The organism is Vibrio sp. 10N.286.49.B3, from assembly GCF_002873395.1.
GTDB lineage: Bacteria > Pseudomonadota > Gammaproteobacteria > Enterobacterales > Vibrionaceae > Vibrio.
This window is the reverse complement of the sequence record NZ_MCUV01000068.1, coordinates 110634-133688: the sequence shown is the minus strand read 5'-3', so window position 1 is coordinate 133688 and position 23055 is coordinate 110634. Positions and strand designations below refer to the sequence as shown.

At 41.6% G+C, this 23055-nt stretch carries 20 protein-coding genes and 2 tRNA genes; 16 read left to right on the top strand and 6 right to left on the bottom strand.

Annotated elements, in window-relative coordinates:
* Positions 1-51: 51 nt before the first annotated feature.
* The 3 genes from BCU68_RS16475 to BCU68_RS16470 all read left to right on the top strand — a co-directional run bounded on the left by BCU68_RS16475 (position 52) and on the right by BCU68_RS16470 (position 1154).
* Positions 52-128, top strand: a tRNA-Trp gene (locus BCU68_RS16475).
* A 99-nt stretch (positions 129-227) separates the two neighbouring features.
* Positions 228-318: transfer RNA gene (locus BCU68_RS16980), tRNA-OTHER, on the top strand.
* Between the two features lie 527 nt (positions 319-845).
* Complete coding sequence (locus tag BCU68_RS16470) at positions 846-1154, top strand: hypothetical protein (protein ID WP_102565824.1); 309 nt, start codon at positions 846-848, stop codon at positions 1152-1154.
* Positions 1155-1246: 92 nt separating this feature from the next.
* Here the strand turns inward: BCU68_RS16470 and BCU68_RS16465 are convergent, their stop codons facing one another.
* The 3 genes from BCU68_RS16465 to rdgC form a co-directional block, all read right to left on the bottom strand.
* Entirely contained in the window at positions 1247-1501 is a 255-nt protein-coding gene (locus BCU68_RS16465) for a YfhL family 4Fe-4S dicluster ferredoxin (RefSeq protein ID WP_102565823.1), read from the bottom strand.
* 2 nt (positions 1502-1503) lie between these two features.
* Positions 1504-2892, bottom strand: a complete 1389-nt coding sequence (yegQ, locus tag BCU68_RS16460; protein ID WP_102565822.1) for a tRNA 5-hydroxyuridine modification protein YegQ — start codon at positions 2890-2892, stop codon at positions 1504-1506.
* A 240-nt stretch (positions 2893-3132) separates the two neighbouring features.
* Positions 3133-4047 (bottom strand): recombination-associated protein RdgC, encoded by a 915-nt coding sequence (gene rdgC / locus BCU68_RS16455; protein ID WP_102565821.1) that lies wholly within the window; start codon positions 4045-4047, stop codon positions 3133-3135.
* Positions 4048-4253: 206 nt separating this feature from the next.
* Here rdgC and phoB point away from each other — a divergent pair, with 206 nt between their 5' ends.
* The 7 genes from phoB to phoU all read left to right on the top strand — a co-directional run bounded on the left by phoB (position 4254) and on the right by phoU (position 12971).
* Positions 4254-4943, top strand: a complete 690-nt coding sequence (phoB, locus tag BCU68_RS16450; protein WP_102565820.1) for a phosphate regulon transcriptional regulator PhoB — start codon at positions 4254-4256, stop codon at positions 4941-4943.
* 26 nt (positions 4944-4969) lie between these two features.
* Positions 4970-6271, top strand: a complete 1302-nt coding sequence (gene phoR / locus BCU68_RS16445; protein ID WP_102565819.1) for a phosphate regulon sensor histidine kinase PhoR — start codon at positions 4970-4972, stop codon at positions 6269-6271.
* A 65-nt stretch (positions 6272-6336) separates the two neighbouring features.
* A complete protein-coding gene (locus tag BCU68_RS16440) occupies positions 6337-7284 on the top strand; it encodes a phosphate ABC transporter substrate-binding protein PstS family protein (RefSeq protein ID WP_102565828.1) in 948 nt (315 codons plus the stop codon).
* A gap of 159 nt (positions 7285-7443) precedes the next feature.
* Entirely contained in the window at positions 7444-9666 is a 2223-nt protein-coding gene (locus tag BCU68_RS16435) for an ABC transporter permease subunit (RefSeq protein WP_102565818.1), read from the top strand.
* Between the two features lie 40 nt (positions 9667-9706).
* Positions 9707-11407 carry a phosphate ABC transporter permease PstA gene (gene pstA, locus BCU68_RS16430; RefSeq protein WP_102565817.1) on the top strand — a complete coding sequence of 567 codons (1701 nt, stop codon included), beginning with the start codon at positions 9707-9709 and terminating at the stop codon, positions 11405-11407.
* Between the two features lie 2 nt (positions 11408-11409).
* Positions 11410-12228 carry a phosphate ABC transporter ATP-binding protein PstB gene (pstB, locus tag BCU68_RS16425; RefSeq protein WP_102565816.1) on the top strand — a complete coding sequence of 273 codons (819 nt, stop codon included), beginning with the start codon at positions 11410-11412 and terminating at the stop codon, positions 12226-12228.
* 44 nt (positions 12229-12272) lie between these two features.
* The gene (gene phoU / locus BCU68_RS16420) at positions 12273-12971 is read left to right on the top strand and encodes a phosphate signaling complex protein PhoU (protein WP_102565815.1); all 699 of its coding nucleotides are present in this window, start codon (positions 12273-12275) and stop codon (positions 12969-12971) included.
* Between the two features lie 6 nt (positions 12972-12977).
* Here phoU and BCU68_RS16415 read toward each other — a convergent pair whose 3' ends face one another.
* Both BCU68_RS16415 and BCU68_RS16410 read right to left on the bottom strand, forming a co-directional pair.
* Positions 12978-13721 carry a copper homeostasis protein CutC gene (locus tag BCU68_RS16415; protein ID WP_102565814.1) on the bottom strand — a complete coding sequence of 248 codons (744 nt, stop codon included), beginning with the start codon at positions 13719-13721 and terminating at the stop codon, positions 12978-12980.
* 171 nt (positions 13722-13892) lie between these two features.
* Positions 13893-14501: a peroxiredoxin C gene (locus tag BCU68_RS16410; protein ID WP_102565813.1), complete on the bottom strand. Its 609-nt coding sequence runs from the start codon at positions 14499-14501 to the stop codon at positions 13893-13895.
* A gap of 185 nt (positions 14502-14686) precedes the next feature.
* On the opposite strand from BCU68_RS16410, the gene BCU68_RS16405 reads away from it, so the two are divergent.
* The 3 genes from BCU68_RS16405 (at position 14687) to aceA (ending at position 19267) form a co-directional block, all read left to right on the top strand.
* Entirely contained in the window at positions 14687-15589 is a 903-nt protein-coding gene (locus BCU68_RS16405) for a hydrogen peroxide-inducible genes activator (RefSeq protein WP_102565812.1), read from the top strand.
* Between the two features lie 583 nt (positions 15590-16172).
* Complete coding sequence (gene aceB / locus BCU68_RS16400) at positions 16173-17807, top strand: malate synthase A (protein ID WP_102565811.1); 1635 nt, start codon at positions 16173-16175, stop codon at positions 17805-17807.
* Positions 17808-17953: 146 nt separating this feature from the next.
* Positions 17954-19267 carry an isocitrate lyase gene (gene aceA, locus BCU68_RS16395; protein ID WP_102565810.1) on the top strand — a complete coding sequence of 438 codons (1314 nt, stop codon included), beginning with the start codon at positions 17954-17956 and terminating at the stop codon, positions 19265-19267.
* A 121-nt stretch (positions 19268-19388) separates the two neighbouring features.
* Here the strand turns inward: aceA and BCU68_RS16390 are convergent, their stop codons facing one another.
* Complete coding sequence (locus BCU68_RS16390; RefSeq protein WP_102565809.1) at positions 19389-19838, bottom strand: CBS domain-containing protein; 450 nt, start codon at positions 19836-19838, stop codon at positions 19389-19391.
* A gap of 277 nt (positions 19839-20115) precedes the next feature.
* Between BCU68_RS16390 and queA the strand changes: the two genes are divergently transcribed.
* From queA to yajC, 3 genes are all read left to right on the top strand, one after another.
* The gene (gene queA / locus BCU68_RS16385) at positions 20116-21171 is read left to right on the top strand and encodes a tRNA preQ1(34) S-adenosylmethionine ribosyltransferase-isomerase QueA (protein WP_102565808.1); all 1056 of its coding nucleotides are present in this window, start codon (positions 20116-20118) and stop codon (positions 21169-21171) included.
* Positions 21172-21368: 197 nt separating this feature from the next.
* Entirely contained in the window at positions 21369-22496 is a 1128-nt protein-coding gene (gene tgt / locus BCU68_RS16380) for a tRNA guanosine(34) transglycosylase Tgt (protein WP_102565807.1), read from the top strand.
* 226 nt (positions 22497-22722) lie between these two features.
* Complete coding sequence (gene yajC / locus BCU68_RS16375; RefSeq protein WP_102565806.1) at positions 22723-23055, top strand: preprotein translocase subunit YajC; 333 nt, start codon at positions 22723-22725, stop codon at positions 23053-23055.

The following is a 23055-nucleotide window of genomic DNA, read 5'->3' as shown; positions in this document are numbered from 1 at the left end:
CCGTCCACTCCGCCACTTATTAAGAGAAAGTTAACTCTTTAAAATAACTACAGGGGTGTAGCTCCAACTGGCAGAGCAGCGGATTCCAAATCCGCGTGTTGGGAGTTCGAATCTCTCCACCCCTGCCATATTAAAGAAGGCTCAACAGCAATGTTGAGCCTTTTTGCCGTTTGGCGTATAGATATATCAGTAGCTATGTTGGTTTTCTATCTAGCGTTTAGGTCGATAGGGGTGTCGCTCCAACTGGCAGAGCAGCGGATTCCCCCGAACTACAAAAAATAGCGCGTGTTGGGAGTTCGAATCTCTCCACCCCTGCCATATTAAAGAAGGCTCAACAGCAATGTTGAGCCTTTTTGCCGTTTGGCGTATAGATATATCAGTAGCAATGCTGGTTTTCTATCTAGCGTTTAGGTTGATAGGGGTGTCGCTCTATGGGTATTCTTGCGAAGGGTATGGGCAAAGATGAAAATTATTCTGTGGTTAAGCAGAGCTTAGAAGATCAGCCGTTATTGAGCATTTACATGCTTATCAATCCATTTGTGTCGCAACATTGAGACATATTTTAAGGCTTTATGAGAACTGTACACTTTATATGCATATTTTTGGTTATGTGACTGGAGAACTACCCGTCTATTGTCTATTGTCATAGTAGCTTATTAAATAATGATAAGAAATTCAGATATCAAGTAGTAATAGTGACTTATACGCCCCCGTATAAGCTAACAATACCACAATAGAAAGCGTTATTAACGGTTCGTCAGAAGTACACCTTTATTCACTATAGGTGACTTTGATTTTGGCACTGATGGCTTATTTACTTGTTGGGTTACGATAAGGATTTAAAGATGACAATGGTTTGCGCAAGAGAGTTTGCTGGTTGGTTAAGAGAGCGCTTTAACGAGGAAAAAGAAGGCGTAAGTTTAACTCGAGATGACATCAATCATCTAACAGGAAGACAAAGCTTTAGCTTGAGCTTTGTGCATGATATTCATTATGAGTTGATGCAACATGGCATTGCATTTGTTACCGATACAAGCCGAGAAACCTTTTTCTTAATTCCTATTAACTCAGCTAAGCCATGGCGTGAACGTTTAGAGTTTCATTACGAAAAAGATTTATTCTGCAATATTTACCCAATTGAGAAATCGGGTTAATACGATACAACTTTCCATAACTGATCCCTTAAATCGACAAAGCCCCTGATTCTAGAACTCTAGAGTCAGGGGCTTTAATTTTGTCAATACTATTATGCTAGACCTTGAATAATAACAAACTTTTCAAGCAGTTCATCATCACTCTCAATATGATTAGGGTCAGTAATAATACACTTTGTAATTGGACATACTGACTGACAAGTTGGCTTGTCATAGTGCCCTTTACATTCTGTACAGAGATTCGGATCAATTTCATAAATGCTATCACCCATAGTAATAGCACCATTTGGGCACTCTGGGTCGCACATATCGCAATTAATACAAGAATCTTTGATCAGTAAAGCCATGGTTATTTGCCTGTAGGGTTGCGTGTATCCTGACCATCTTGTAGGTTACGCATTAATAAACCAAATTCTAAATCCATGTCTTGAGGTACAGGGATAAAGACAAAGTGGCCATTTCCTTTGGCATCGTCAATGACTTCAGATTTGCGGTTTTCCATTGTTTCTAAAGTGAAAATAACATTACCTTGCGGTGTCATTAGCTCTAAGCTATCACCAGTGATAAATTTGTTCTTCACTTCTACTTCAGCTAGATCACCGCGACGGTTACCCGTAAATTCACCAACAAACTGCTGAGCATCAGAGATAGAGTAGCCATAGTCGTAGTTCTGGTATGTATCGTGCGTGTGACGACGTAGGAAACCTTCAGTATAACCACGGTGTGCTAGGCTCTCTAGCGTACCCATTAGGCTTTCATCAAACGGCTTACCAGCAACCGCATCATCGATAGCTTTGCGGTAAACTTGAGCGGTACGAGCACAGTAGTAGAAAGATTTAGTGCGACCTTCAATTTTTAAAGAGTGTACGCCCATCTTAGTTAGTCGTTCAACATGCTGAATTGCACGCAAGTCTTTAGAGTTCATGATGTAAGTACCATGCTCATCTTCAAAAGCCGCCATTTTTACATCAGGACGTTGTGCTTCAGATAGTAAGACAACTTCATCTGTCGGTTTACCAAGACCTAGTGTGTTGTCTGGACGCTCATCAAGAACTTCAACTTCTTGCACACCAGAGTCAACAACAGAAGCTTCAACGATTTGACCGTTGGCATCTTCTTTAGCTGCTTCAGCTTTGTATTCCCAGCGGCAAGCGTTAGTACAAGTACCTTGGTTTGGATCGCGCTTATTCATGTAACCAGACAGTAGGCAACGACCAGAGTAAGCCATGCAAAGTGCACCATGAACAAAGATCTCTAATTCAGTTTCTGGGCAGTGCTCACGAACTTCTTCAATCTCTTCTAAAGATAACTCACGCGATAAGATTACACGCTCAACGCCTTGAGTAGACCAGAACTTAACGGTCGCCCAGTTAACAGCATTTGCTTGTACAGAAAGGTGAATAGGCATTTCAGGGAAAGCTTCACGAACCATCATGATTAGACCTGGATCTGACATGATTAGCGCATCCGGACCCATATCTACAACAGGTTTTAAGTCACGGATGAAGGTTTTTAGCTTAGAGTTATGCGGCTGAATATTACACACAACATAAAGCTTCTTACCTTGAGCATGTGCTTCGTTAATACCAATCTGTAGGTTCTCGTGGTTAAATTCATTATTACGAACACGAAGGCTATAACGAGGTTGACCAGCATAAACAGCATCAGCGCCATAAGCGAAAGCGTAACGCATATTTTTAAGGCTGCCAGCAGGGGAAAGTAGTTCAGGTTTAAACATGATTCAATTCTCTAATTCTGATCTCAAGTCAGGCCAACACCACTAAATGGGGTTGGAAGGGGCGAAAATTTTACGTGAAAAACGAGGAGCTGCATAGTTTTTTCCCATTTGGGAAGCGAATCAGCACTCTGTTTAAGGCAATCTATAGCAAGTATAGTGCTAGAAAGGGAAGTTAGGCACGATTGACGACAAGTTACCGCAAGTATCGTGCCTATCTATATTGACGAAGAGGGGAGGCAATTAAGCCTTAGGGTCGGTGAGACCGCCAAGAGTGTCATAGATGTTAGGCAAAAATGCACTTAGCTCGCCACACATTAATGAGAAGTCAGCATCAAAACGAGCCGCTTGATCTTCACGAGGAATATCTTCGTTTTGATCTTTTAGTTCATCACTAAACTTAAGACGTTTGATACTGCTATCTTCAGCAAGCATAAACTCAATACGGTCTTGCCAGTTTAGAGCTAACTTAGTCACGACTTTATTTGCTTCAATGTGGCTTAAGATTTCATCAGAAGTCAGTTCTTGCTTCTTACAACGAATAACCCCACCGTCTTCAAGCAGAGATTTTAACTCCGCTTCATCTTGCATCGTAATACCTTGTGGCGTATCACCGGTTTTAACCCATTCAGTCAATGTCGTTTCAATTGCAATCTCAGGGATAGCAGGAACAACCGGTAAACTGCCCATTGTCTTACGTAATAGAGCCAGCACATCTTCAGCTTTCTTATAACTGCTAGCATCGACGATAATAAAACCATCAGCAGGCAGGATTAATGCATAAGTTAATTGGCTACGGGTGAAAGCTCTTGGCAGCAAGTCGATGATAATTTCATCTTTTAATGTGTCTTTCTCTTTCTTTTTAAGCGGACGACCTTCAGCGGCCTCCATTGTTTCAATTTTTGCTGCTAGTGAATCTTTAATAACAGAAGCAGGCAGCATTTTTTCTTCTTTCTTAGCACAGATAAGAATGCGGTCTTCTGAAGTATGAGTCATCATATCGCCATGTCGACCCATTGCATTTACCCAGCCAAATTTCTGCTTATCTTGGCTACCACAAGGGCTAAAGCGAAATTCATCTAATTGAACTTCGAGTTGTTCTGCATTGAAGTCAATATCACGATTAAAACGATAAACAAGACAGTTTTTAAACCACATAGTATATTCTTACCTTTTTTTAGATTAACGCCATAATAAGAGATTTCACTCAACTTGTCTTATCAGAAATGAAAAATATCAAAATGAAACTAAAAAGACAGTTAGATTAAAAATTGTTTTCAATGGTCACAAAAGTGTCATAATTAATGCCGATAATGCATCTAGTTAGTTTATGGCGTTGGTTTAATAATAAAGGTTAATTGATTATGTCTAGAAGGATTTTGGTTGTTGAAGATGAAGCACCAATCAGAGAAATGCTGTGCTTTGTTCTTGAGCAAAAAGGTTATCAAGCTATTGAAGCGGAAGATTACGATACTGCTGTAGCTAAGTTGTGTGAACCTTTCCCAGATTTAGTACTTTTAGATTGGATGTTACCTGGCGGCTCTGGCATTAACTTTATTAAGCATATGAAGCGTGAAGAATTAACACGTAATATTCCTGTCGTTATGCTGACAGCTCGAGGTGAAGAAGAGGATAAAGTACGCGGCTTAGAAGTCGGTGCTGATGACTATATTACTAAACCATTCTCGCCAAAAGAGTTGGTTGCTCGCTTGAAAGCAGTGATCCGTCGCGTAACACCAACTGCACTAGAAGACGTGATTGATGTTCAAGGTTTAAAATTGGATCCAGTTTCTCACCGTGTTACCACTAATGACGTTCCGCTTGATATGGGTCCAACAGAGTTCAAGATGCTGCACTTCTTTATGACTCACCAAGAACGTGTATATAGCCGTGAGCAGCTTCTAAATAATATCTGGGGCACTAACGTTTATGTTGAAGATCGTACTGTTGATGTACATATTCGTCGTTTACGTAAAGCATTAGAATCGGCTCAACATGATAAGTTGATCCAAACCGTACGTGGCGCCGGCTACCGTTTCTCAACAAAAGCTTAATGATATGAGAACAGTTGGAGTGCTTAATGGTTGAGAAAATAACGTGGAAAAAGCTAGCTTGGGGGCTGGCTTTTTTTTACACCCCTTGGGTAGTTATCGGGTGGATATTTGGCTACATGCCATGGTTGCTACTAACGGCGACCGTGCTGCAATTGCTGTGGCATCTACATAATCAAATGCGCCTTTCTGCATGGTTGTGGGATGAAAAACGATTAACGCCACCATCAGGTAGCAATAATTGGGAATCGCTTTTCAATGGTTTGTACCGTTTACAGCAACGACAAAGAAACAAGCGTAAAGAGTTAACCAAATTAATTCGCCGCTTTAGAAATGGCGCAGAATCACTACCGGATGCTGTGGTGGTTTTTCGTAGCGAAGGTAATATCGTTTGGTGTAATAAACTCGCTCAACACTTACTAGGCTTTCAATGGCCAGATGATAGTGGTCAGCCTATTTCGAACCTTATTCGTACCCCAGATTTTATCAAGTACTTAAATAAGCAAAACTTCAGTGAGCCACTGGAAATGTGTTCGCCGCTTAATGTGGAGCGTATGCTTGAATTGCGTATCGTACCTTATACTAAAGGTGAGCATTTGATGGTTGTTCGTGATGTCACGCAGTTAAAGCAGCTAGAAGGTATGCGCCGTAACTTCTTTGCTAACGTGTCTCATGAATTACGTACTCCGATGACGGTACTGCAAGGTTATTTGGAGATGACAGAAGATCCAGATATGGTTGTTGGTCCTATGTGGCCAAAAGCACATGGAGTGATGACAGAGCAGCTTAACCGCATGAATAGCTTAGTTAACCAACTGCTGACTCTATCTAAAATTGAAGCGGCACCGATGCATGAACTGGAAGATATTATCAATGTACCAGCAATGCTAGAGATATTAGAAAAAGAGGCGGTGAGCTTAAGTGGTGATCAAGGCCATCAGTTTGAATTCAATATTGATCATGATTTGAAAGTATTAGCCGATGAAGATCAGATGCGTAGTGCAATCTCAAACTTAGTTTATAATGCTGTCAAATACACGCCAGCAGGGGCTCATGTCAAAGTGTCTTGGTATCAAACTGCACATGGCGCGAACCTTGAAGTTTCAGATAGTGGTGATGGTATTGAACCTCAGCATTTACATCGATTAACAGAGCGTTTCTATCGTGTTGATAAGGCGCGTTCTCGAGATACCGGTGGCAGTGGCTTAGGGCTAGCCATTGTAAAACATGCCTTAACTCATCATGACTCACACTTAGAAATTAAGAGTGAAGTTGGGGTAGGGAGTACCTTCTCATTTGTGTTGCCAAATCGATTAATTGTATCCCAGTAAGGAATGACGAGAGTTTGAATAAAAGAAAGTTTGCTTGGTATTTTGTGCCTAATCAGTGTCAGCAACTGTTTAAATTAGCTTTAGTGCTAATGGGTGTTGGTTGTGCAACGGCATCATTCGCCAAGGACTTGCCGCTATATCAAAAGAAGCAAGGAATATCAGGCAACTTACTTTCAGTTGGATCGGATACTTTAGCGGGCATGACAACACAATGGGTTGAGGAGTTTAAATATCTCTACCCTAGTGTCAATGCTCAAGTTCAAGCTTCAGGATCTTCGACAGCCCCTCCTGCATTAACAGAAGGTACAGCTCAACTAGGCCCTATGAGTAGACCAATGCGTCTACGTGAAGTTGAAGCGTTTGAGCGTGAGCATGGTTATAAACCGACGGCGTTGAAAGTCGCCATTGATGCGATCGGTATTTTTGTTCATCGAGACAACCCAATCGAAGGCCTAAATTTTAGTCAGATTGATGGCATGTACTCATCAACGTTGCGCTGTGGTCGTAATCAGGCGATAAATAATTGGCATGATTTGGGCATTGAGCAAACATGGTCAAAGCGAAAGTTTCAACTGTTTGGCCGTAACTCGGTTTCTGGTACATATGGCTACTTCAAACAGCACGCCCTATGTGGTGGCGACTTTAAGCATAATGTGAATGAGCAGCCAGGTTCGGCTTCGGTTGTTCAGTCGGTTGCCTCAACCATTAGTGGGATCGGTTATTCAGGTGTGGGCTATCATGTTGCAGGATCTCGCCTGATCCCCATTGCGGCTAAAGGGACGGATTACGTACAGGCAACTCGAAAAAACATATTAAGCGGACAGTATCCACTTTCACGCTTCCTCTTCGTTTATGTTAATAAGCATCCTAATAAGCCATTATCACCAATTGAAGCTGAATTTATTCGTTTTATTTACTCAAGTCAGGGGCAAGCTATTGTTGGAAAAGATGGTTATGTCTCCATCACCGAAGAGTTAGCAAAAATTGAATTGAGTAAGGTTGGTTTAATGTAATATGCAACACAATGGTTATTTTCATTTCCCACCTCTATATTTATGGCTATTGCTGCGAGTTAGTTGTGGCAATACTTTCTGTTATTTACTCCGCTGTGTAATATTACTGTCATCAAAACGACATATTATTGCTGTAGCTCAGAATAGGTAGATAAACTCATGGCATCGGCCGAATTTTCATTGCAAGAACGCGATCAAAAAAGATTAATTAAGGATCGCTTAGTTCGCTTTGCTGTGACATGTGGTGGTGTGGGCGTTTTAGCGGCACTGGTTTTAATCTTCGTCTATTTAGCCTTGGTTGTTTTACCGATATTCTCTGATGCGAGTATAGAAACCGATCAAGCTCAGCGTCGTGTTTTTGTCGAATCACCACAAGCGTTAGCCATCGATGAATATGGTTTGCATGCCTACACTCTAAATGTGCGTGGTCAGGTTGGTTTTTGGGATTTAAAAGCCCCTGGATTGCAGGCTGACTATCGTTTCAATATCATGCCAAACCCAACTGTATTTGCTCAGTCATCATCAGCCTCAGGTTGGTTTGCTCTTGCCAATGAGAGCGGGGCAATTACTATTTTTAGCCCTAAGTTTACCTCTTTGAACAAGCAGCAGGTTGAGCGCTTCTCTCCTAGCATAAAGTATTTTCAGCCCAACCAACCGGTGACTTTGACTGATAAACCAGAGCCACTGCAAAAGTTGGCTATTGCTGTTAATGATGACGGTGGTGTGTTGGCGGGTTTAACTAAAGAAGGTCAGGTTGCCGTTAAATGGTTTAATCAGCGACAAAATTATGAAAGTGGCTCAGTCAACTGGTATGAGCATAGCTTCCACTTTGAGCATAAATTCAAACAGCTTGATCAATTGCTCTTAACGCCAGATGGTCAGCAACTCTTTTTATTATCTGGCTCAGATTTGATTGTTGCCATTCAAGATAATAACCAGTTTACCGTGCGTGAAGTGGTTGATTTGAGTGAAGGCTCTCCAGAGCACTCGGTTAAACATGTGGATCTTTTGTCGGGTGCTTACTCATTGTTGGTGACTCATAATGATGGACGAGTTTCACAATGGTTTGATGTGCTTAAAGAGGGTAATCGTCATTTAACGTCAATTCGTAGCTTTGCGCTTGCACCTGAAATTCGTTTTTTATTACCGGATACTTATCGCAAAGGCTTTTATAGTTTTTATAAGAACGGCACTATTCAAAGTCACTATACAACCAGTGAAAAATTAGTTTTATTTAAGCGAGCGTTCGAGAAAGCTCCTGATTTAGCTGCTATGTCTAATAATGAATTGCACTTAGCGACGCTTGTTGGTGATCAGTTAAGTGTAGCAAAAGTATCCAACGATTTTCCTGAGATATCGTTTTCATCTTTGTGGAAAAAGGTCTGGTATGAAAGTTATCCTGAACCTGAATTTGTTTGGCAGTCAACATCGGCAAGTAATGATTTTGAAGCGAAATTTAGTTTAGTGCCGATTGTGTTCGGGACGCTAAAAGCAGCGGTATTTGCCATGTTGTTCTCCATACCCATCGCAGTGTTAGGCGCGATTTATACTGCTTACTTTATGTCAGAAAGAATGCGCCGTGTGGTTAAGCCATCGATAGAACTGATGGAGGCTTTGCCTACGGTTATTATTGGCTTCTTAGCCGGTTTATGGTTTGCGCCAATTGTTGAAAGTCACTTAACCGCAGTGATGTTGTTATTTGTTCTATTGCCTTTAAGTATGGTTGCTGTCGGAGCCTTGTGGCATAGCTTGCCTCGTTCAATAACGAGTACATTTTCAAATGGTTGGCATGCATTAATTCTTGTTCCAGTATTGGTACTGACGGTTGTTGGCGCCTTCTACTATAGTGATGCTGTTGAATTGTGGCTATTTGCTGGTGATGTTCAGTTGTTCCTAGCAGGCTACGGAATAGATTTTGATCAGCGAAATGCGCTGGTGGTTGGTTTTGCTATGGGGTTTGCGGTTATTCCTACCATTTTTACTATTGCCGAAGATGCCATCTTCTCTGTACCTAAGCATTTATCTGATGGCTCATTAGCGCTTGGTGCAACGCCATGGCAGACCTTAATTTATGTCGTTTTATTAACCGCTAGCCCAGGCATTTTTTCTGCGATAATGATGGGCTTAGGTCGGGCGGTAGGAGAAACCATGATCGTCTTAATGGCGACGGGTAATACACCGATTATGGACTGGAATATTCTTGAAGGCATGAGAACACTTTCAGCAACCATAGCTGTTGAGTTGCCAGAGTCGGAAGTTGGCAGTTCGCATTACCGATTATTATTTTTAGCGGCATTATTGCTCTTTATTTTTACTTTTGCAGTGAACTCATTAGCGGAGTGGGTAAGACAAAGGTTAAGAGAGCGCTATCGTGCATTATGATCAAGTGAGTGCCATAGGATGAGTAAGAAGGTGTTAGTTCATGTTTAAGTGGCTTAAATCAGGCTCACCGTGGATTTGGTTAACCGGCGGAGCGGTTAGTATTAGCTTGCTGTCCGTGCTTGGCCTATTGCTATTGATTGGTTGGAAAGGCTTAACGTACTTCTGGCCTGCGCCTTTATATCAGTGGCAAGTTAACTCATCAGTAGAGCAAGTGCACACTTTGCAAGATAGTGTCAACCTAGCAAATCGTGATGAAGTGCCAGTTGCTATTATTGGTGAGCTTTACCATCGTGAAACAGTATTAGCTGATAATTTGAATGCTGCTGATAGAGCGACATTACCAGCACAGCAACATAGCACTGAACGTTTAAATATAAAGATTGCTAACCGTGATCTCTACTCAGCGGATTTTATTGCCGTCCTCGAATCTAGGCTTTTAGCGCCGACTACACCCCATGGTTTGGTTGTGGTTGAACGAGCGAGAGGTGGCTATTTTTTTGGTCGCCCTGTTAGTTATCAAACCTCAAGCGCTATCGAAGAAAAACAGATTGAGAAAGCCTTAACTCAAGGCGTCGAGCGTTCATCATTACTGCGTCAATCGATTGATGATTTAGTGAATCAAGAGATTAAGCGACTCAGTTGGCAGTTAGAGAAATTACGTTTAGATAAGCGTAAAAAAGATTTGAATAACACGCTGACTAACCGCTATATCATTGAGCATAATCGAGATAGAGCACAGTTGATTGCAAAACTGACGGCGGTGGAAGCAGAGTTGGATGACCTAAAGCGTCAGCTGGAAGCCGAGTCACTCTCTGTTGAAGACATGACTGGTCAAATTGTGACGATACCACTTAGTCAGATTTTAGATTTTTGGTATCCGAATGATATGACTTACCTTGATAAATTAGGTCATTGGGGTGTACAGGTTTGGAAATTTATTACCGATAACCCTCGCGAATCAAACTCGGAAGGTGGTGTTTTTCCGGCTATTTTTGGCACGGTTTTAATGGTGCTGATTATGGCCATTGTAGTGATGCCTTTAGGGGTTATCGCTGCGATATATCTACATGAGTACGCAAAAAACAATGCATTTACTCGTGTGATTCGCATTGCTGTTATTAACTTAGCTGGTGTGCCTTCTATTGTTTATGGTGTCTTTGGGCTTGGCTTTTTTGTTTACACGATAGGTGGGTCAATCGACTCTCTGTTTTATGCAGAAAGGTTACCAGCGCCAACTTTTGGTACGCCAGGTCTATTATGGTCGGCATTAACGCTTGCTGTACTGACATTGCCAGTCGTTATCGTGACAACCGAAGAAGGTCTGAGTCGAATTCCATCTTCTGTACGTCATGGCTCATTAGCATTGGGCGCAACACAGTTTGAAACGATGTGGCGGATCATTTTACCGATGGCTAGCCCAGCAATCATTACTGGGTTGATTTTAGCCATTGCTCGAGCTGCTGGTGAAGTGGCTCCATTGATGATGGTTGGAGTGGTCAAGTTGGCCTCTAGCTTGCCAGTTGATGATCAATTTCCATATATACATTTAGATCGTAAATTTATGCACTTAGGTTTCCATATCTACGATGTGGGTTTTCAAACCACGAATATTGAAGCGGCGCGTCCTTTAGTTTATGCAACTTCATTTTTATTAGTTACTGTTATTATTGGATTAAACTTAACCGCGATTAGCATTCGTAATAATTTACGTGAAACATATCGAACTTTAGGGCAAGACTAATTATGTTCTCTATGAATGAAACATTAGGCTATCAAGCGCCATTAGATGTGAATAATCTGACCGATAAGCAGACCGCTATTTCGATCGAAGGGCTGAGTTTGTACTATCAAAATGCTCAGGCGTTAGATGATATTTCGATGCGTATTCCTAAAGGGCAGGTCACGGCTTTTATCGGTCCGTCAGGTTGTGGTAAGTCAACGTTATTACGCTGTATTAACCGCATGAATGACCTAGTTGAAGGGTGTAAGGTTGAAGGTAAAGTCCGCCTGCATGGAAAAAATGTTTACCATCCAGGCGTTGATGTGCCAACGTTACGTCGTCGAGTGGGTATGGTTTTCCAAAGACCGAATCCTTTCCCTAAGTCTATCTACGAAAATGTGGTTTACGGCTTGAGACTACAGGGTATGAAAAATAGTCGCATGCTCGATGATGCGGTTGAACGCTCATTACGTGCTGCGGCTTTATGGGATGAAGTAAAAGATCGCCTGCATGAAAATGCATTTGGTTTATCTGGTGGTCAGCAGCAACGTCTAGTGATTGCACGTGCAATAGCGATAGAGCCAGAAGTGCTATTATTAGATGAGCCCACCTCTGCGTTAGACCCTATTTCGACTTTAACCATCGAAGAACTGATTAATGATTTAAAAACGAAATATACGGTTGTTATGGTAACACATAACATGCAACAAGCTGCGAGGGTGAGTGACCATACCGCTTTTATTCATATGGGCAACTTAATTGAATATTCGGATACCGATTCTATTTTCACCTCACCGAAAAAGAATCAAACAGAAGATTACATTACGGGAAGATACGGATAATACCGCTCTATCCACTTAGATTTGTTTACTATTAAGGAGAAATAATGCAATTTGGTCGTCACATTTCAGGGCAATTTAATGTTGAGTTAGAAGCCATTAGAACTCATGTATTAACCATGGGGGGGTTAGTTGAACAACAACTCTCTTTTGCAATGCATGCCCTGCATAAAGATGACATTGATTTAGCGCGCAAGGTTGTTCGTGATGATCATAAAGTTAATGCGATGGATGCTTCGATAGATGAAGCTTGTACGCGCATTATCGCTAAGCGCCAACCAACGGCAAAAGACTTACGCTTGATTATGGCGATTATCAAAACAATCAGTGATTTAGAGCGCATTGGCGATGTTGCAACCAGCATTGCTCGCGTTGCGATAGAAATGCCTTCATCACAAGACCAACCATATCATGTTTCTTTAGAGCCTTTATGTCGACAGGCGATAAGTATGCTGCACCAAGTGTTGGATGCATTTGCTCGGATGGATGTTGAATTAGCGGTTCAAGTGTATAAGTTAGACGACAAGCTAGATGCAGAATATAAAGCCGTCATTAATCAATTAACGGCGCATATGATGGAATCTCCAGCTCAGATCCCTAACTTATTGCAAGTGATGTGGTCTGCTCGTGCTATTGAGCGTGTTGGCGATCGCTGTCAAAATATTTGCGAATATATTATCTATTTTGTCAAAGGCAAAGATGTTCGTCACTTAGGTGAACAAAGTATCGAAGATGCGTTGAAGTAAGCCGATTTATCTCTTCATTACGTCCACTAACTGCTGAATTTTCTTCATGCTCGTCACTGGGATAAGGTAATCGTCGAGTTCTTGATTACCCATATGAGCATCAGAGTGCAATACCATATGACTTGCGCGAGTTGATTTACCAGATAGGTGCAACTCGTGAATATGGGTTTGCTGCATAATATATTGCGCATTATCGGCAGTAACACCAGCACCTGCCATAATTGTGAAGCGACCTCTAGCAAGCTTAACCATATCCGTTAACACCATCACACCTTCAAGCGCATTAGAGGCTAGCCCTGATGTGAGTACTCGCTCGCAACCAAGGGTGGCAATATCTTCGATGGCTTGTGAATAATCTTGGCATTGATCTATTGCCCGATGGAAGGTAGCACCAAGTTTGTGCTGGTTAGCGCGTGACATGATTCGCTTAGCCAGTGGCATATCGATAGCCCCATTTTCCGTTAATACGCCAAAAACAATGCCATCAATGCCCGCTTTAGCGGCTGCGTCAATATCATCAAGCATAATAGCAATATCGTCATCGTCATAAAGAAAGTCACCTTGCCTTGGTCTTATCATTGCGTAGACAGGAACCGATGAGAGCTTTACCGCCTGTCTCATGAATCCATAGCTTGGTGTTAATCCACCTAAAGCTAATGAAGAGCAAAGCTCAATACGAGTCGCTCCGCCAGCAATGGCATTATGCAGTGACTCAATATTATCAATACAAACTTCAACTTGGTAAGGCATGACTTATTCTCATTAAAAGGTAACTCGAACGATTATATAGAAAAAGCCCGAAGCATAAACTTCGGGCTTTAATCTAAATTTGGCTAACTAATTACTTCTTCTGATTGACTGTGCATTTTCTGCTTATCTAGTCCAACCATCAACCCGGTTTGAGCGCGGGTGAAGAGGTGATTATTTTGCTAGGTCGTCAGCGTGCTCAGATAGGAAAGCAGCAACACCTTTTGGTGACGCGTCCATACCTGATTTACCTTCTTCCCATTGTGCAGGACAAACTTCACCATTCTTCTCGTGGAAGTTTAGTGCGTCCACCATGCGTAGCATTTCGTCAATGTTGCGACCTAGAGGTAGGTCATTGACAACTTGGTGACGAACAAGGCCGTCAGCATCGATAAGGAATGAACCACGGAAAGCAACGCCAGCTTCTGGGTGCTCAACATCGTATGCTTTACAGATTTCGTGTTTAACGTCAGCAACAAGTGGGTATTTAACTTGGCCGATACCGCCATCTGCAATAGCAGTGTTACGCCATGCGTTATGTGAGAATTGAGAATCGATAGAAATACCGATTACTTCAGCACCTTTAGCTTGGAAATCAGCTAGACGGTTGTCAAAAGCGATAAGCTCAGATGGACAAACGAATGTAAAATCTAGTGGGTAGAAGAAAACAACTGCTTTTTTGCCTTTAGTGAATTCTGCAAAGTTGAAGTTATCAACGATTTCGCCGTTACCAAGAACAGCTGCAGCAGTAAAATCAGGGGCTTGACGACCAACTAGTACCATTTTGAATCTCCTAAATATTTGATGACCAAACTTCGTGTTTGGTGTTTCGTTTCTACGGGACAAACTATAGTACAAACGGTACTATAGAAAAAAGCGAATTAAATAGATTAAGTTCATCGAAAAAAACGATAAAAATTAATCTCCTATCGATTTAACTTATACCGAGCACATCCCCTAGAGGTAATATGAACAAATGGCCCAGCCTTAAGCAGTTACATTACTTAATTACTTTACACGAAACTCGCCACTTTAGTGATGCAGCTGTACGCTGTTTTGTGAGCCAGTCGACGCTTAGTAAAGGTATACAAACACTTGAAGAGTTAATTGGTTGTCCCTTGTATGAAAAGAAAGACAAGAAGAGTCCACTGGTTTTTACTCAAACGGGTGAACTTGTTGTTAAGCAAGGGCGCGAGTTATTAGCCAAAGGGCAGGACTTAATTGAGTTAGGAAAAGCAAGCAAAGGGGAGATGCAAGGGCAGCTTAAACTTGGCTGTATTCCGACGATTGCTCCGTTTTTACTGTGTGATTTAGTCCAAGAAGTTAATGCCCGTTTTCCGAACTTAAACTTACTGCTAAGAGAAGATACGACCACTAATTTATTAGCCGCCTTAAAACAGGGTGAGTTAGATGTCTTAATTCTTGCACTGCCGGTTGATATTGGACAAATGAAAAGTAAAGTTGTCGGTCAGGACCCCTTCCGAATGGTGATTAGCCGTGATCAAGTCAATGCGATTAAGGTACCGATAAAATACGCAGAGCTACCAGATGAATCGGTATTTTTATTAGAAAATGAGCACTGCTTAACCGATCATGCGGTATCGGCCTGTAAGCTAACGGCGAGAGAGAAGATCAATCCTTTTTCGGCAACGAGTCTACATACCTTAGTACAAATGGTTGCTAATGGATTAGGAACGACATTTATCCCTCAAATGGCGATTGAACATGGCTTACTTGATAACCAAAACTTGGTCGTGATCGATCCGCCAGGTCAGCATGCGTATCGTAATATAGGCTTAGTCTGGCGACCAAGTTCATCACGCACAGATACGTTTGATCAATTGGCGAGAGTCGTAGAAGAACTGCTTTAGATCTTGGTATTAGGTTTATATACTAAAAAAACGCACTATTATTGGTGTGTTTTTTAGTTTTTTATGCTGTTTGTGTACTTTAACTTGTGAAATTTCACACCTGCTATTGAGTGAAGGTTTCATAAAAAAATCGACCTTTACACCTTCACTTTTACACTTCCCCTCACTACTTATTGTTTGAATTTACCTGTCGTTAGCGTTTTAACTACTTGTTGAATCTATAAACTTTCTGACTTTCATTCTCATTATCTTTTGTTTTAAACGCTTTTTCACCTTCGACTATTTTGTAATTAAATTACGTAATAAATTACAAGCTACCAAGCTAATTCAATCACTTGTTTAAAACGGGATAAAACGTCGAATTTTACTGTTTGGTAACATTTGGTCTTTTACTCTAATCACATATAAGCTAAGTTAAATAAAGACGTTGTAAGACCTATGTCTAAAACTGTTAGGGTTGAAATATAGTTTTTATTAAGTCAATGTTATCACTATTGAGTCAGTTTTAAGGGTTGTAGATAGGAAGTAACTGAGCTTGATTTCGTTGTTTAAAACTTACAAGTGACATGGAAGGATCGAATTTATGCTAACTCAAACCCCCCAGGCACCGGCTCAAGAAAGCCATGACTCAGCCTCGAAAGTACTTGAAGTGAAAGGTGCTCTATCGGCAGAACATGAAAAAGTGTTCCCCCAAAGGGCTCAGGTGTTTTTATCTGCGCTGTGTGATGCGTTCGCGACAGAAGTGAGTGATCTGCTTGAGACTCGTGAGCACCGCCAAGCATCGATTGATAATGGTCAATTACCTGATTTTTTAAAACAGACACAGGACATCAGAGAGGGCAGTTGGAAAATTTTAGGTATCCCAAGTGATCTGCAGGATCGACGTGTAGAGATCACCGGACCAACGGATAGAAAAATGGTTATCAATGCCTTAAATGCTAACGTGAAAGTATTTATGGCTGACTTTGAAGATTCCATGGCACCAGCTTGGGATCAGCTTTTAGATGGGCAAATTAATCTTCGTGATGCGATTAATGAAACGATTAGTTATACCCATCCAACATCAGGAAAACATTATCAATTAAACCCAGATCCAGCCGTATTAATTTGTCGTGTGCGAGGTTTACATCTCAAAGAGAAACATGTGACCTTTAATGGCAAAGAAATTCCTGGTGCGCTATTTGATTTCGCTTTGTATTTTTACAATAACCATCTAGCCCTGCTGCGCAAAGGAAGTGGACCTTATTTCTACCTACCTAAATTACAGTCACACCAAGAAGCAAAATGGTGGAGTAAGGTTTTTCATTTCACAGAAGATTACTTTGGTCTCGATACGGGAACAATTAAAGCGACAGTATTGATCGAAACATTGCCTGCTGTATTTGAAATGGATGAGATTTTATTTGCGCTAAAAGAACATATTGTCGGGCTAAATTGTGGTCGTTGGGATTACATCTTTAGCTACATTAAAACGTTGAAAAAACACCCAGAACGAGTACTGCCAGATCGCCAAGTTGTCAGTATGGAACAGCCTTTTTTGAATGCTTACTCACGCCTATTAATTCGTACTTGTCATCGCCGAGGTGCGTTTGCAATGGGGGGAATGGCAGCCTTTATTCCTGCTAAAGACCCCGTCGAAAATCAGAAAGTGTTGGATAAAATCAGTAAAGATAAATCACTTGAAGCGAATAATGGTCATGATGGTACCTGGGTTGCTCACCCTGGATTAGCCGATACAGCAAGGCAGATTTTTGATCAGGTTTTAGGTGATCGAACAAATCAGCTTGATGTAACACGTCAAGATGATGCCGTTATCGAAGCAAGCGAACTATTAACGCCTTGCCTAGGTGAGCGAACAGAAGAAGGGATGCGTCATAATATTCGCGTTGCTTTGCAATACATTGAGGCTTGGATATCAGGTAATGGTTGTGTGCCTATTTATGGCTTGATGGAGGATGCGGCAACGGCAGAAATTTCACGCGCATCGATTTGGCAATGGATCCAGCACGGTAAACATTTATCAAATGGCGAACAAGTCACCGCAGAGCTCTTTACGGATTATTTAGCGCAAGAGATAGAAGTAGTAAAAAGCGAGCTTGGTCATGAGCGTTTTGAAAAGGGGCGCTTTAGCGAGGCTGCCACACTAATGAGCCAATTAACCACGAGCAAAGAATTAACCAACTTTTTAACTCTACCAGGTTATGAATACTTAGATTAACCCATTGAGATAATAAATAAAAATAAGAACAAGAATAATAAATAGACTAACAACGTGAAACTCACTTTCAACACCAGAGTAAGAGGTCCTGGTGGAGAAGAGATAATAAAGTGCATGATGCATAAATGAATAAAGAGGGATAGACCATGACATTAACTCGCCGCCAACAAATCGAAGCTTTAGAAAAAGACTGGGCAGAAAACCCACGTTGGGCACAAGTAAAGCGTACGTACACCGCTGAAGAAGTCGTTGAATTACGAGGTTCAGTGATCCCAGCCAACACACTTGCGCAGCGTGGTGCTGATAAGCTGTGGTCGCTGGTCAATGGGTCGTCAAAGAAAGGCTATGTAAATTGTCTTGGCGCACTCACTGGAGGTCAAGCTGTTCAGCAAGCGAAAGCAGGGATAGAAGCAGTCTATCTATCTGGTTGGCAAGTCGCTGCAGATAATAATACAGCTTCAACCATGTACCCAGACCAATCGCTTTATCCTGTTGATTCCGTGCCTTCTGTTGTGAAGAGAATTAATAACTCTTTTCGCCGTGCCGACCAAATTCAGTGGTCTGCTGGTAAGAGCCCAGAGGACGAAGAAGGGATTGACTACTTCTTACCGATTGTTGCGGATGCTGAAGCGGGCTTTGGTGGCGTATTGAATGCTTATGAGTTGATGAAAAGTATGATTGAAGCGGGTGCCGCTGGCGTTCACTTTGAAGACCAACTTGCCTCGGTTAAAAAATGCGGTCACATGGGTGGGAAAGTGTTAGTACCCACTCAGGAAGCGGTACAAAAATTAGCAGCAGCGCGTCTAGCCGCAGATGTAGCAGGAACGACAACGTTAGTCATTGCTCGCACCGATGCGAATGCCGCTGACTTGTTAACCTCAGATTGCGACCCATATGATCGTGACTTTATTCAAGGGGAGCGTACTGCGGAAGGCTTCTATCGTGTGAAAGCTGGCATTGAACAAGCCATTTCTCGTGGTCTGGCTTACGCGCCTTATGCTGACTTAATTTGGTGTGAAACGGCAAAACCTGACCTTGAAGAAGCGCGCCAATTTGCTGAAGCGATTCATGCTCAATACCCAGATCAACTGCTTGCGTATAACTGTTCGCCATCATTTAACTGGGAGAAAAACCTAGATGCTGAAACCATCGCGAAGTTCCAGCAAGAATTGGCAAATATGGGCTATAAATACCAATTTATCACTTTAGCGGGTATTCATAATATGTGGTACAACATGTTTGAACTTGCCCACGCTTATGCGCAAGGTGAAGGTATGCGCCACTACGTAGAGAAAGTGCAGCGTCCAGAGTTTGCTGCAGCCGAGAAAGGTTATACATTCGTTGCTCACCAACAAGAAGTGGGCACGGGGTATTTCGATAAGATGACCAATACCATTCAAGGTGGTAACTCTTCAGTGACCGCGTTAACGGGGTCGACAGAGGAAGATCAGTTCTCGTAAGCCAAAGTTAAATGTACAAAAAGAGTGGCTCTTGCTGCTCTTTTTTATGTCAATAGACTCGCTATGTTGCGTAAGCTTTATCGGCATAGATAACGAGTCTAATGGCATTAATAGCGCAATTTTAATCAATCATATCGAGCTCATTTGGCTCAGATTCTTCTTCAAGTTCTAATAAATTAATGGCAATCGTGACAAAATCACTGTCAGTAATAATGCCCGTTAATTGCTGTTTATCGACAACAGGTAAACATCCAACCTTATGTTTTTGCATATAAATAGCGCTCTCTTTTAAGCCTGCGATTGGTGCAACCGTCATGATGTTTTTATGCATAACATCATTGAGTGGTGCAGATAGGTTAAAAGAGCTGCTGGTGGCTGCATTTTGCAAGCAAGAGTCTTGAGCCGCTAAAATATCTCGCTGGGTGACAATACCTAATAGCTTATTATCAGTATCGACGATTGGGATGTGACGTATATCGAACTCATTCATCATGTTCTTAGCATCCATGACAGTATGAGAGCGCAATAAAGTATGAGGATGACGAGTCATCATGTCTTCTACTTTGATCATATTGACCTCCAAGTCCAAATGAACCTTCTATAAACTATAGGATCTTTATTGATTAATGTCTGAGATCTTGTTCATTTTGTCAGCCAAAATAGCATTAAATCCTTAATATTATTTGTGGCGACCAAATTGATGGGAGGCTATGGTTTGATAGCCTGTATATTCGTTGGCTTTGGGTATATACTGCCGCACTGCGAAAAATACCGCTTACGAGTGTCGCGTATCGGGGGAGATTTCTCTTCGCATTTTATTTTACTTTAACTAAACAAAGACCAATCTTATGCAAGTTTCTGATTTTCATTTTGAACTCCCTGATGAGCTGATTGCTCGTTACCCTCAAGCTGAACGTACTGCGAGTCGTTTACTTCAATTAAATGGTAATAGTGGTGAGCTAACCGATAGTTCGTTTAAGAATGTATTGGATTTAGTTCAACCTGGCGATCTGGTTGTTTTTAATAATACTCGTGTTATTCCTGCGCGTATTTTTGGTCGTAAAGCATCCGGTGGCAAGCTTGAGGTTTTGGTTGAGCGTATGCTAGATGAGCATACTATTTTAGCGCATGTTCGCTGCTCTAAATCTCCAAAGCCAGGCACGCAACTTTTCCTTGGTGAACATGATAACTATGAAGCAGAGATGGTTGCACGCCACGATGCTTTATTTGAAATTCGTTTCACTTCAGATAAAGCGGTATTAGATATTCTTAATGAAGTCGGGCACATGCCTTTGCCGCCTTATATTGACCGTCCAGATGAAGACGCCGATAAAGAACGCTACCAAACGGTTTATAACCAAAAACCAGGTGCGGTTGCTGCGCCAACAGCAGGGTTACATTTTGATGAAGCCTTGATGGAACAAATGGCAGCGAAAGGTGTTGATTTTGCTTATGTGACTTTGCATGTCGGCGCGGGTACTTTCCAGCCAGTTAAAGTGGATAGCATTCATGACCATCACATGCATGCTGAATATGTTGAAGTTAGCCAAGACGTTGTCGATGCAATTAATGCCACTAAGCAGCGTGGCGGTCGAGTGATTGCGGTTGGAACGACATCAGTACGCTCACTGGAAAGTGCAGCGCAGGACGCTCTAAAGAAAGGGACAGAACTCGCTCCTTTCTTTGGTGATACTGAAATCTTTATCTTCCCTGGCTATGAATACCAACTGATTGATGTGCTAGTGACAAACTTCCATTTACCAGAGTCGACATTGATTATGTTAGTGAGTGCTTTTGCTGGCTATGAGAATGTCATGAAAGCTTATGATCATGCTGTGAAGGATAAATATCGCTTCTTTAGCTATGGCGATGCAATGTTTGTTACTAAAAAAACAAAAGGTTAACTTTACCTTATTGGATACAAAGGACAAAATACAGCGCAATAAAACGATGTGTTTTGTCATTATGCTGCTCAAGGAGTCAGTGGCATTACTGGTTTGGATACCAAAATACTGGGCAAAAGACCACTCTAGATGCTAGAGCTATATTTAGCATAAATACATCGATAGTCAGATTGTTTCTCTGGCACATTGGAGGTTTCGTGAAATACGAACTTAAAAAAACAAATGGTAACGCACGTCGCGGTGAACTTCAGTTTGACCGTGGTACAGTACAAACTCCAGCATTTATGCCTGTTGGAACTTACGGTACTGTAAAAGGAATGACACCGGAAGAAGTAAAAGGTACTGGTGCAGAGATCCTACTAGGTAACACTTTCCACCTATGGCTACGTCCTGGTCAAGAAATCATGAAACTGCACGGTGACTTGCACGACTTCATGAACTGGAAAGGTCCAATTCTTACTGATTCAGGTGGTTTTCAAGTATTTAGCTTAGGTAAAACACGTAAAATTACTGAAGAAGGCGTTCACTTCCGTAGCCCTGTTAATGGCGACAAAGTGTTCATGGACGCAGAAAAATCAATGCAAATTCAATACGATCTGGGTTCAGATGTTGTAATGATTTTTGATGAATGTACGCCTTACCCTGCAACTCACGATGAAGCGCGCATTTCAATGGAGCGTTCTATTCGTTGGGCTGACCGTAGCCGTGCTGAATTCGATCGCCAAGAAAACCCAAATGCTTTATTTGGTATTGTTCAAGGTGGTGTTTACGAAGACTTACGTGATGTTTCTGTTGAAGCACTAACTAAAATTGGCTTTGATGGCTATGCCGTTGGTGGTCTTGCAGTGGGTGAGCCCAAAGAAGATATGCACCGTGTACTAGAGCACACATGTCCTCAACTACCAGAAGATAAGCCACGCTACCTAATGGGTGTTGGTAAACCTGAAGATTTAGTTGAAGGTGTGCGTCGCGGTATTGATATGTTTGACTGCGTGATGCCAACACGTAATGCTCGTAATGGACACCTGTTTGTTACTGGCGGTGTGATCAAGATCCGTAATGCGAAACATAAAATCGATACAACACCACTAGATCCTGAGTGTGACTGTTACACTTGTCAAAATTACTCTAAGTCGTACTTACACCACTTAGATCGTTGTAATGAGATTTTAGGTTCACGATTAAATACGATTCACAACCTACGTTACTACCAACGTTTAATGGAGAGCATCCGTACTGCAATCGATGAAGATCGTTTCGATGCTTTCGTTAATGAGTTCTATGCTCGTCGTGATCGTGAAGTTCCACCTTTAGCGAAAAAGTAACCAAAGCGAGCGATACTAGTCGTTAGCTTTATCTTAACCGATAGCGTATGACGTCAAGGTTAGGGTTTTACAATTTGCAATGATTAAAAACCTAGAATTTGAACTTGCTCTAAAGTTTGACTCTAGGTTTTTGTGAAATAGCACTCTTATTTAATAAGAGCTTGAAAAACCCGTACTAAGACCCAATAAGCTGTATTATCAATAAAAAAATAGAGGATGTTTCTCAATGAGTTTAATTTCTGTAGCACATGCAGCAGGTGAAGGCGCACCACAAGGTGGCGGTTTTGAAATGTTAATCATGCTAGGCATGTTTGCGGTTATTTTCTACTTTATGATTTATCGCCCACAAGCGAAACGTCAAAAAGAGCATAAAAACCTAATGGCTTCAATGGGTAAAGGTGATGAAATTCTTACTGCTGGTGGTTTAGTTGGTAAAATCGCTAAAGTATCAGAAGAAAATGATTACATTACTATCGCTCTTAACGACAACAACAACGTTGTAATTAAGAAAGATTTCGTTACGGCTGTGCTGCCAAAAGGTACGCTTAAGTCTCTATAA

Coding starts and splice junctions, on each gene's coding strand:
- phoR (WP_102565819.1), top strand. CDS start 4,970: ATGGTTGAGAAAATAACGTGGAAAAAGCTAGCTTGGGGGCTGGCTTTT.
- BCU68_RS16470 (WP_102565824.1), top strand. CDS start 846: ATGACAATGGTTTGCGCAAGAGAGTTTGCTGGTTGGTTAAGAGAGCGC.
- phoB (WP_102565820.1), top strand. CDS start 4,254: ATGTCTAGAAGGATTTTGGTTGTTGAAGATGAAGCACCAATCAGAGAA.
- BCU68_RS16465 (WP_102565823.1), bottom strand. CDS start 1,501: ATGGCTTTACTGATCAAAGATTCTTGTATTAATTGCGATATGTGCGAC.
- aceA (WP_102565810.1), top strand. CDS start 17,954: ATGACATTAACTCGCCGCCAACAAATCGAAGCTTTAGAAAAAGACTGG.
- rdgC (WP_102565821.1), bottom strand. CDS start 4,047: ATGTGGTTTAAAAACTGTCTTGTTTATCGTTTTAATCGTGATATTGAC.
- yegQ (WP_102565822.1), bottom strand. CDS start 2,892: ATGTTTAAACCTGAACTACTTTCCCCTGCTGGCAGCCTTAAAAATATG.
- phoU (WP_102565815.1), top strand. CDS start 12,273: ATGCAATTTGGTCGTCACATTTCAGGGCAATTTAATGTTGAGTTAGAA.
- aceB (WP_102565811.1), top strand. CDS start 16,173: ATGCTAACTCAAACCCCCCAGGCACCGGCTCAAGAAAGCCATGACTCA.
- queA (WP_102565808.1), top strand. CDS start 20,116: ATGCAAGTTTCTGATTTTCATTTTGAACTCCCTGATGAGCTGATTGCT.
- BCU68_RS16435 (WP_102565818.1), top strand. CDS start 7,444: ATGGCATCGGCCGAATTTTCATTGCAAGAACGCGATCAAAAAAGATTA.
- yajC (WP_102565806.1), top strand. CDS start 22,723: ATGAGTTTAATTTCTGTAGCACATGCAGCAGGTGAAGGCGCACCACAA.
- BCU68_RS16405 (WP_102565812.1), top strand. CDS start 14,687: ATGAACAAATGGCCCAGCCTTAAGCAGTTACATTACTTAATTACTTTA.
- pstA (WP_102565817.1), top strand. CDS start 9,707: ATGTTTAAGTGGCTTAAATCAGGCTCACCGTGGATTTGGTTAACCGGC.
- BCU68_RS16410 (WP_102565813.1), bottom strand. CDS start 14,501: ATGGTACTAGTTGGTCGTCAAGCCCCTGATTTTACTGCTGCAGCTGTT.
- BCU68_RS16390 (WP_102565809.1), bottom strand. CDS start 19,838: ATGATCAAAGTAGAAGACATGATGACTCGTCATCCTCATACTTTATTG.
- pstB (WP_102565816.1), top strand. CDS start 11,410: ATGTTCTCTATGAATGAAACATTAGGCTATCAAGCGCCATTAGATGTG.
- BCU68_RS16415 (WP_102565814.1), bottom strand. CDS start 13,721: ATGCCTTACCAAGTTGAAGTTTGTATTGATAATATTGAGTCACTGCAT.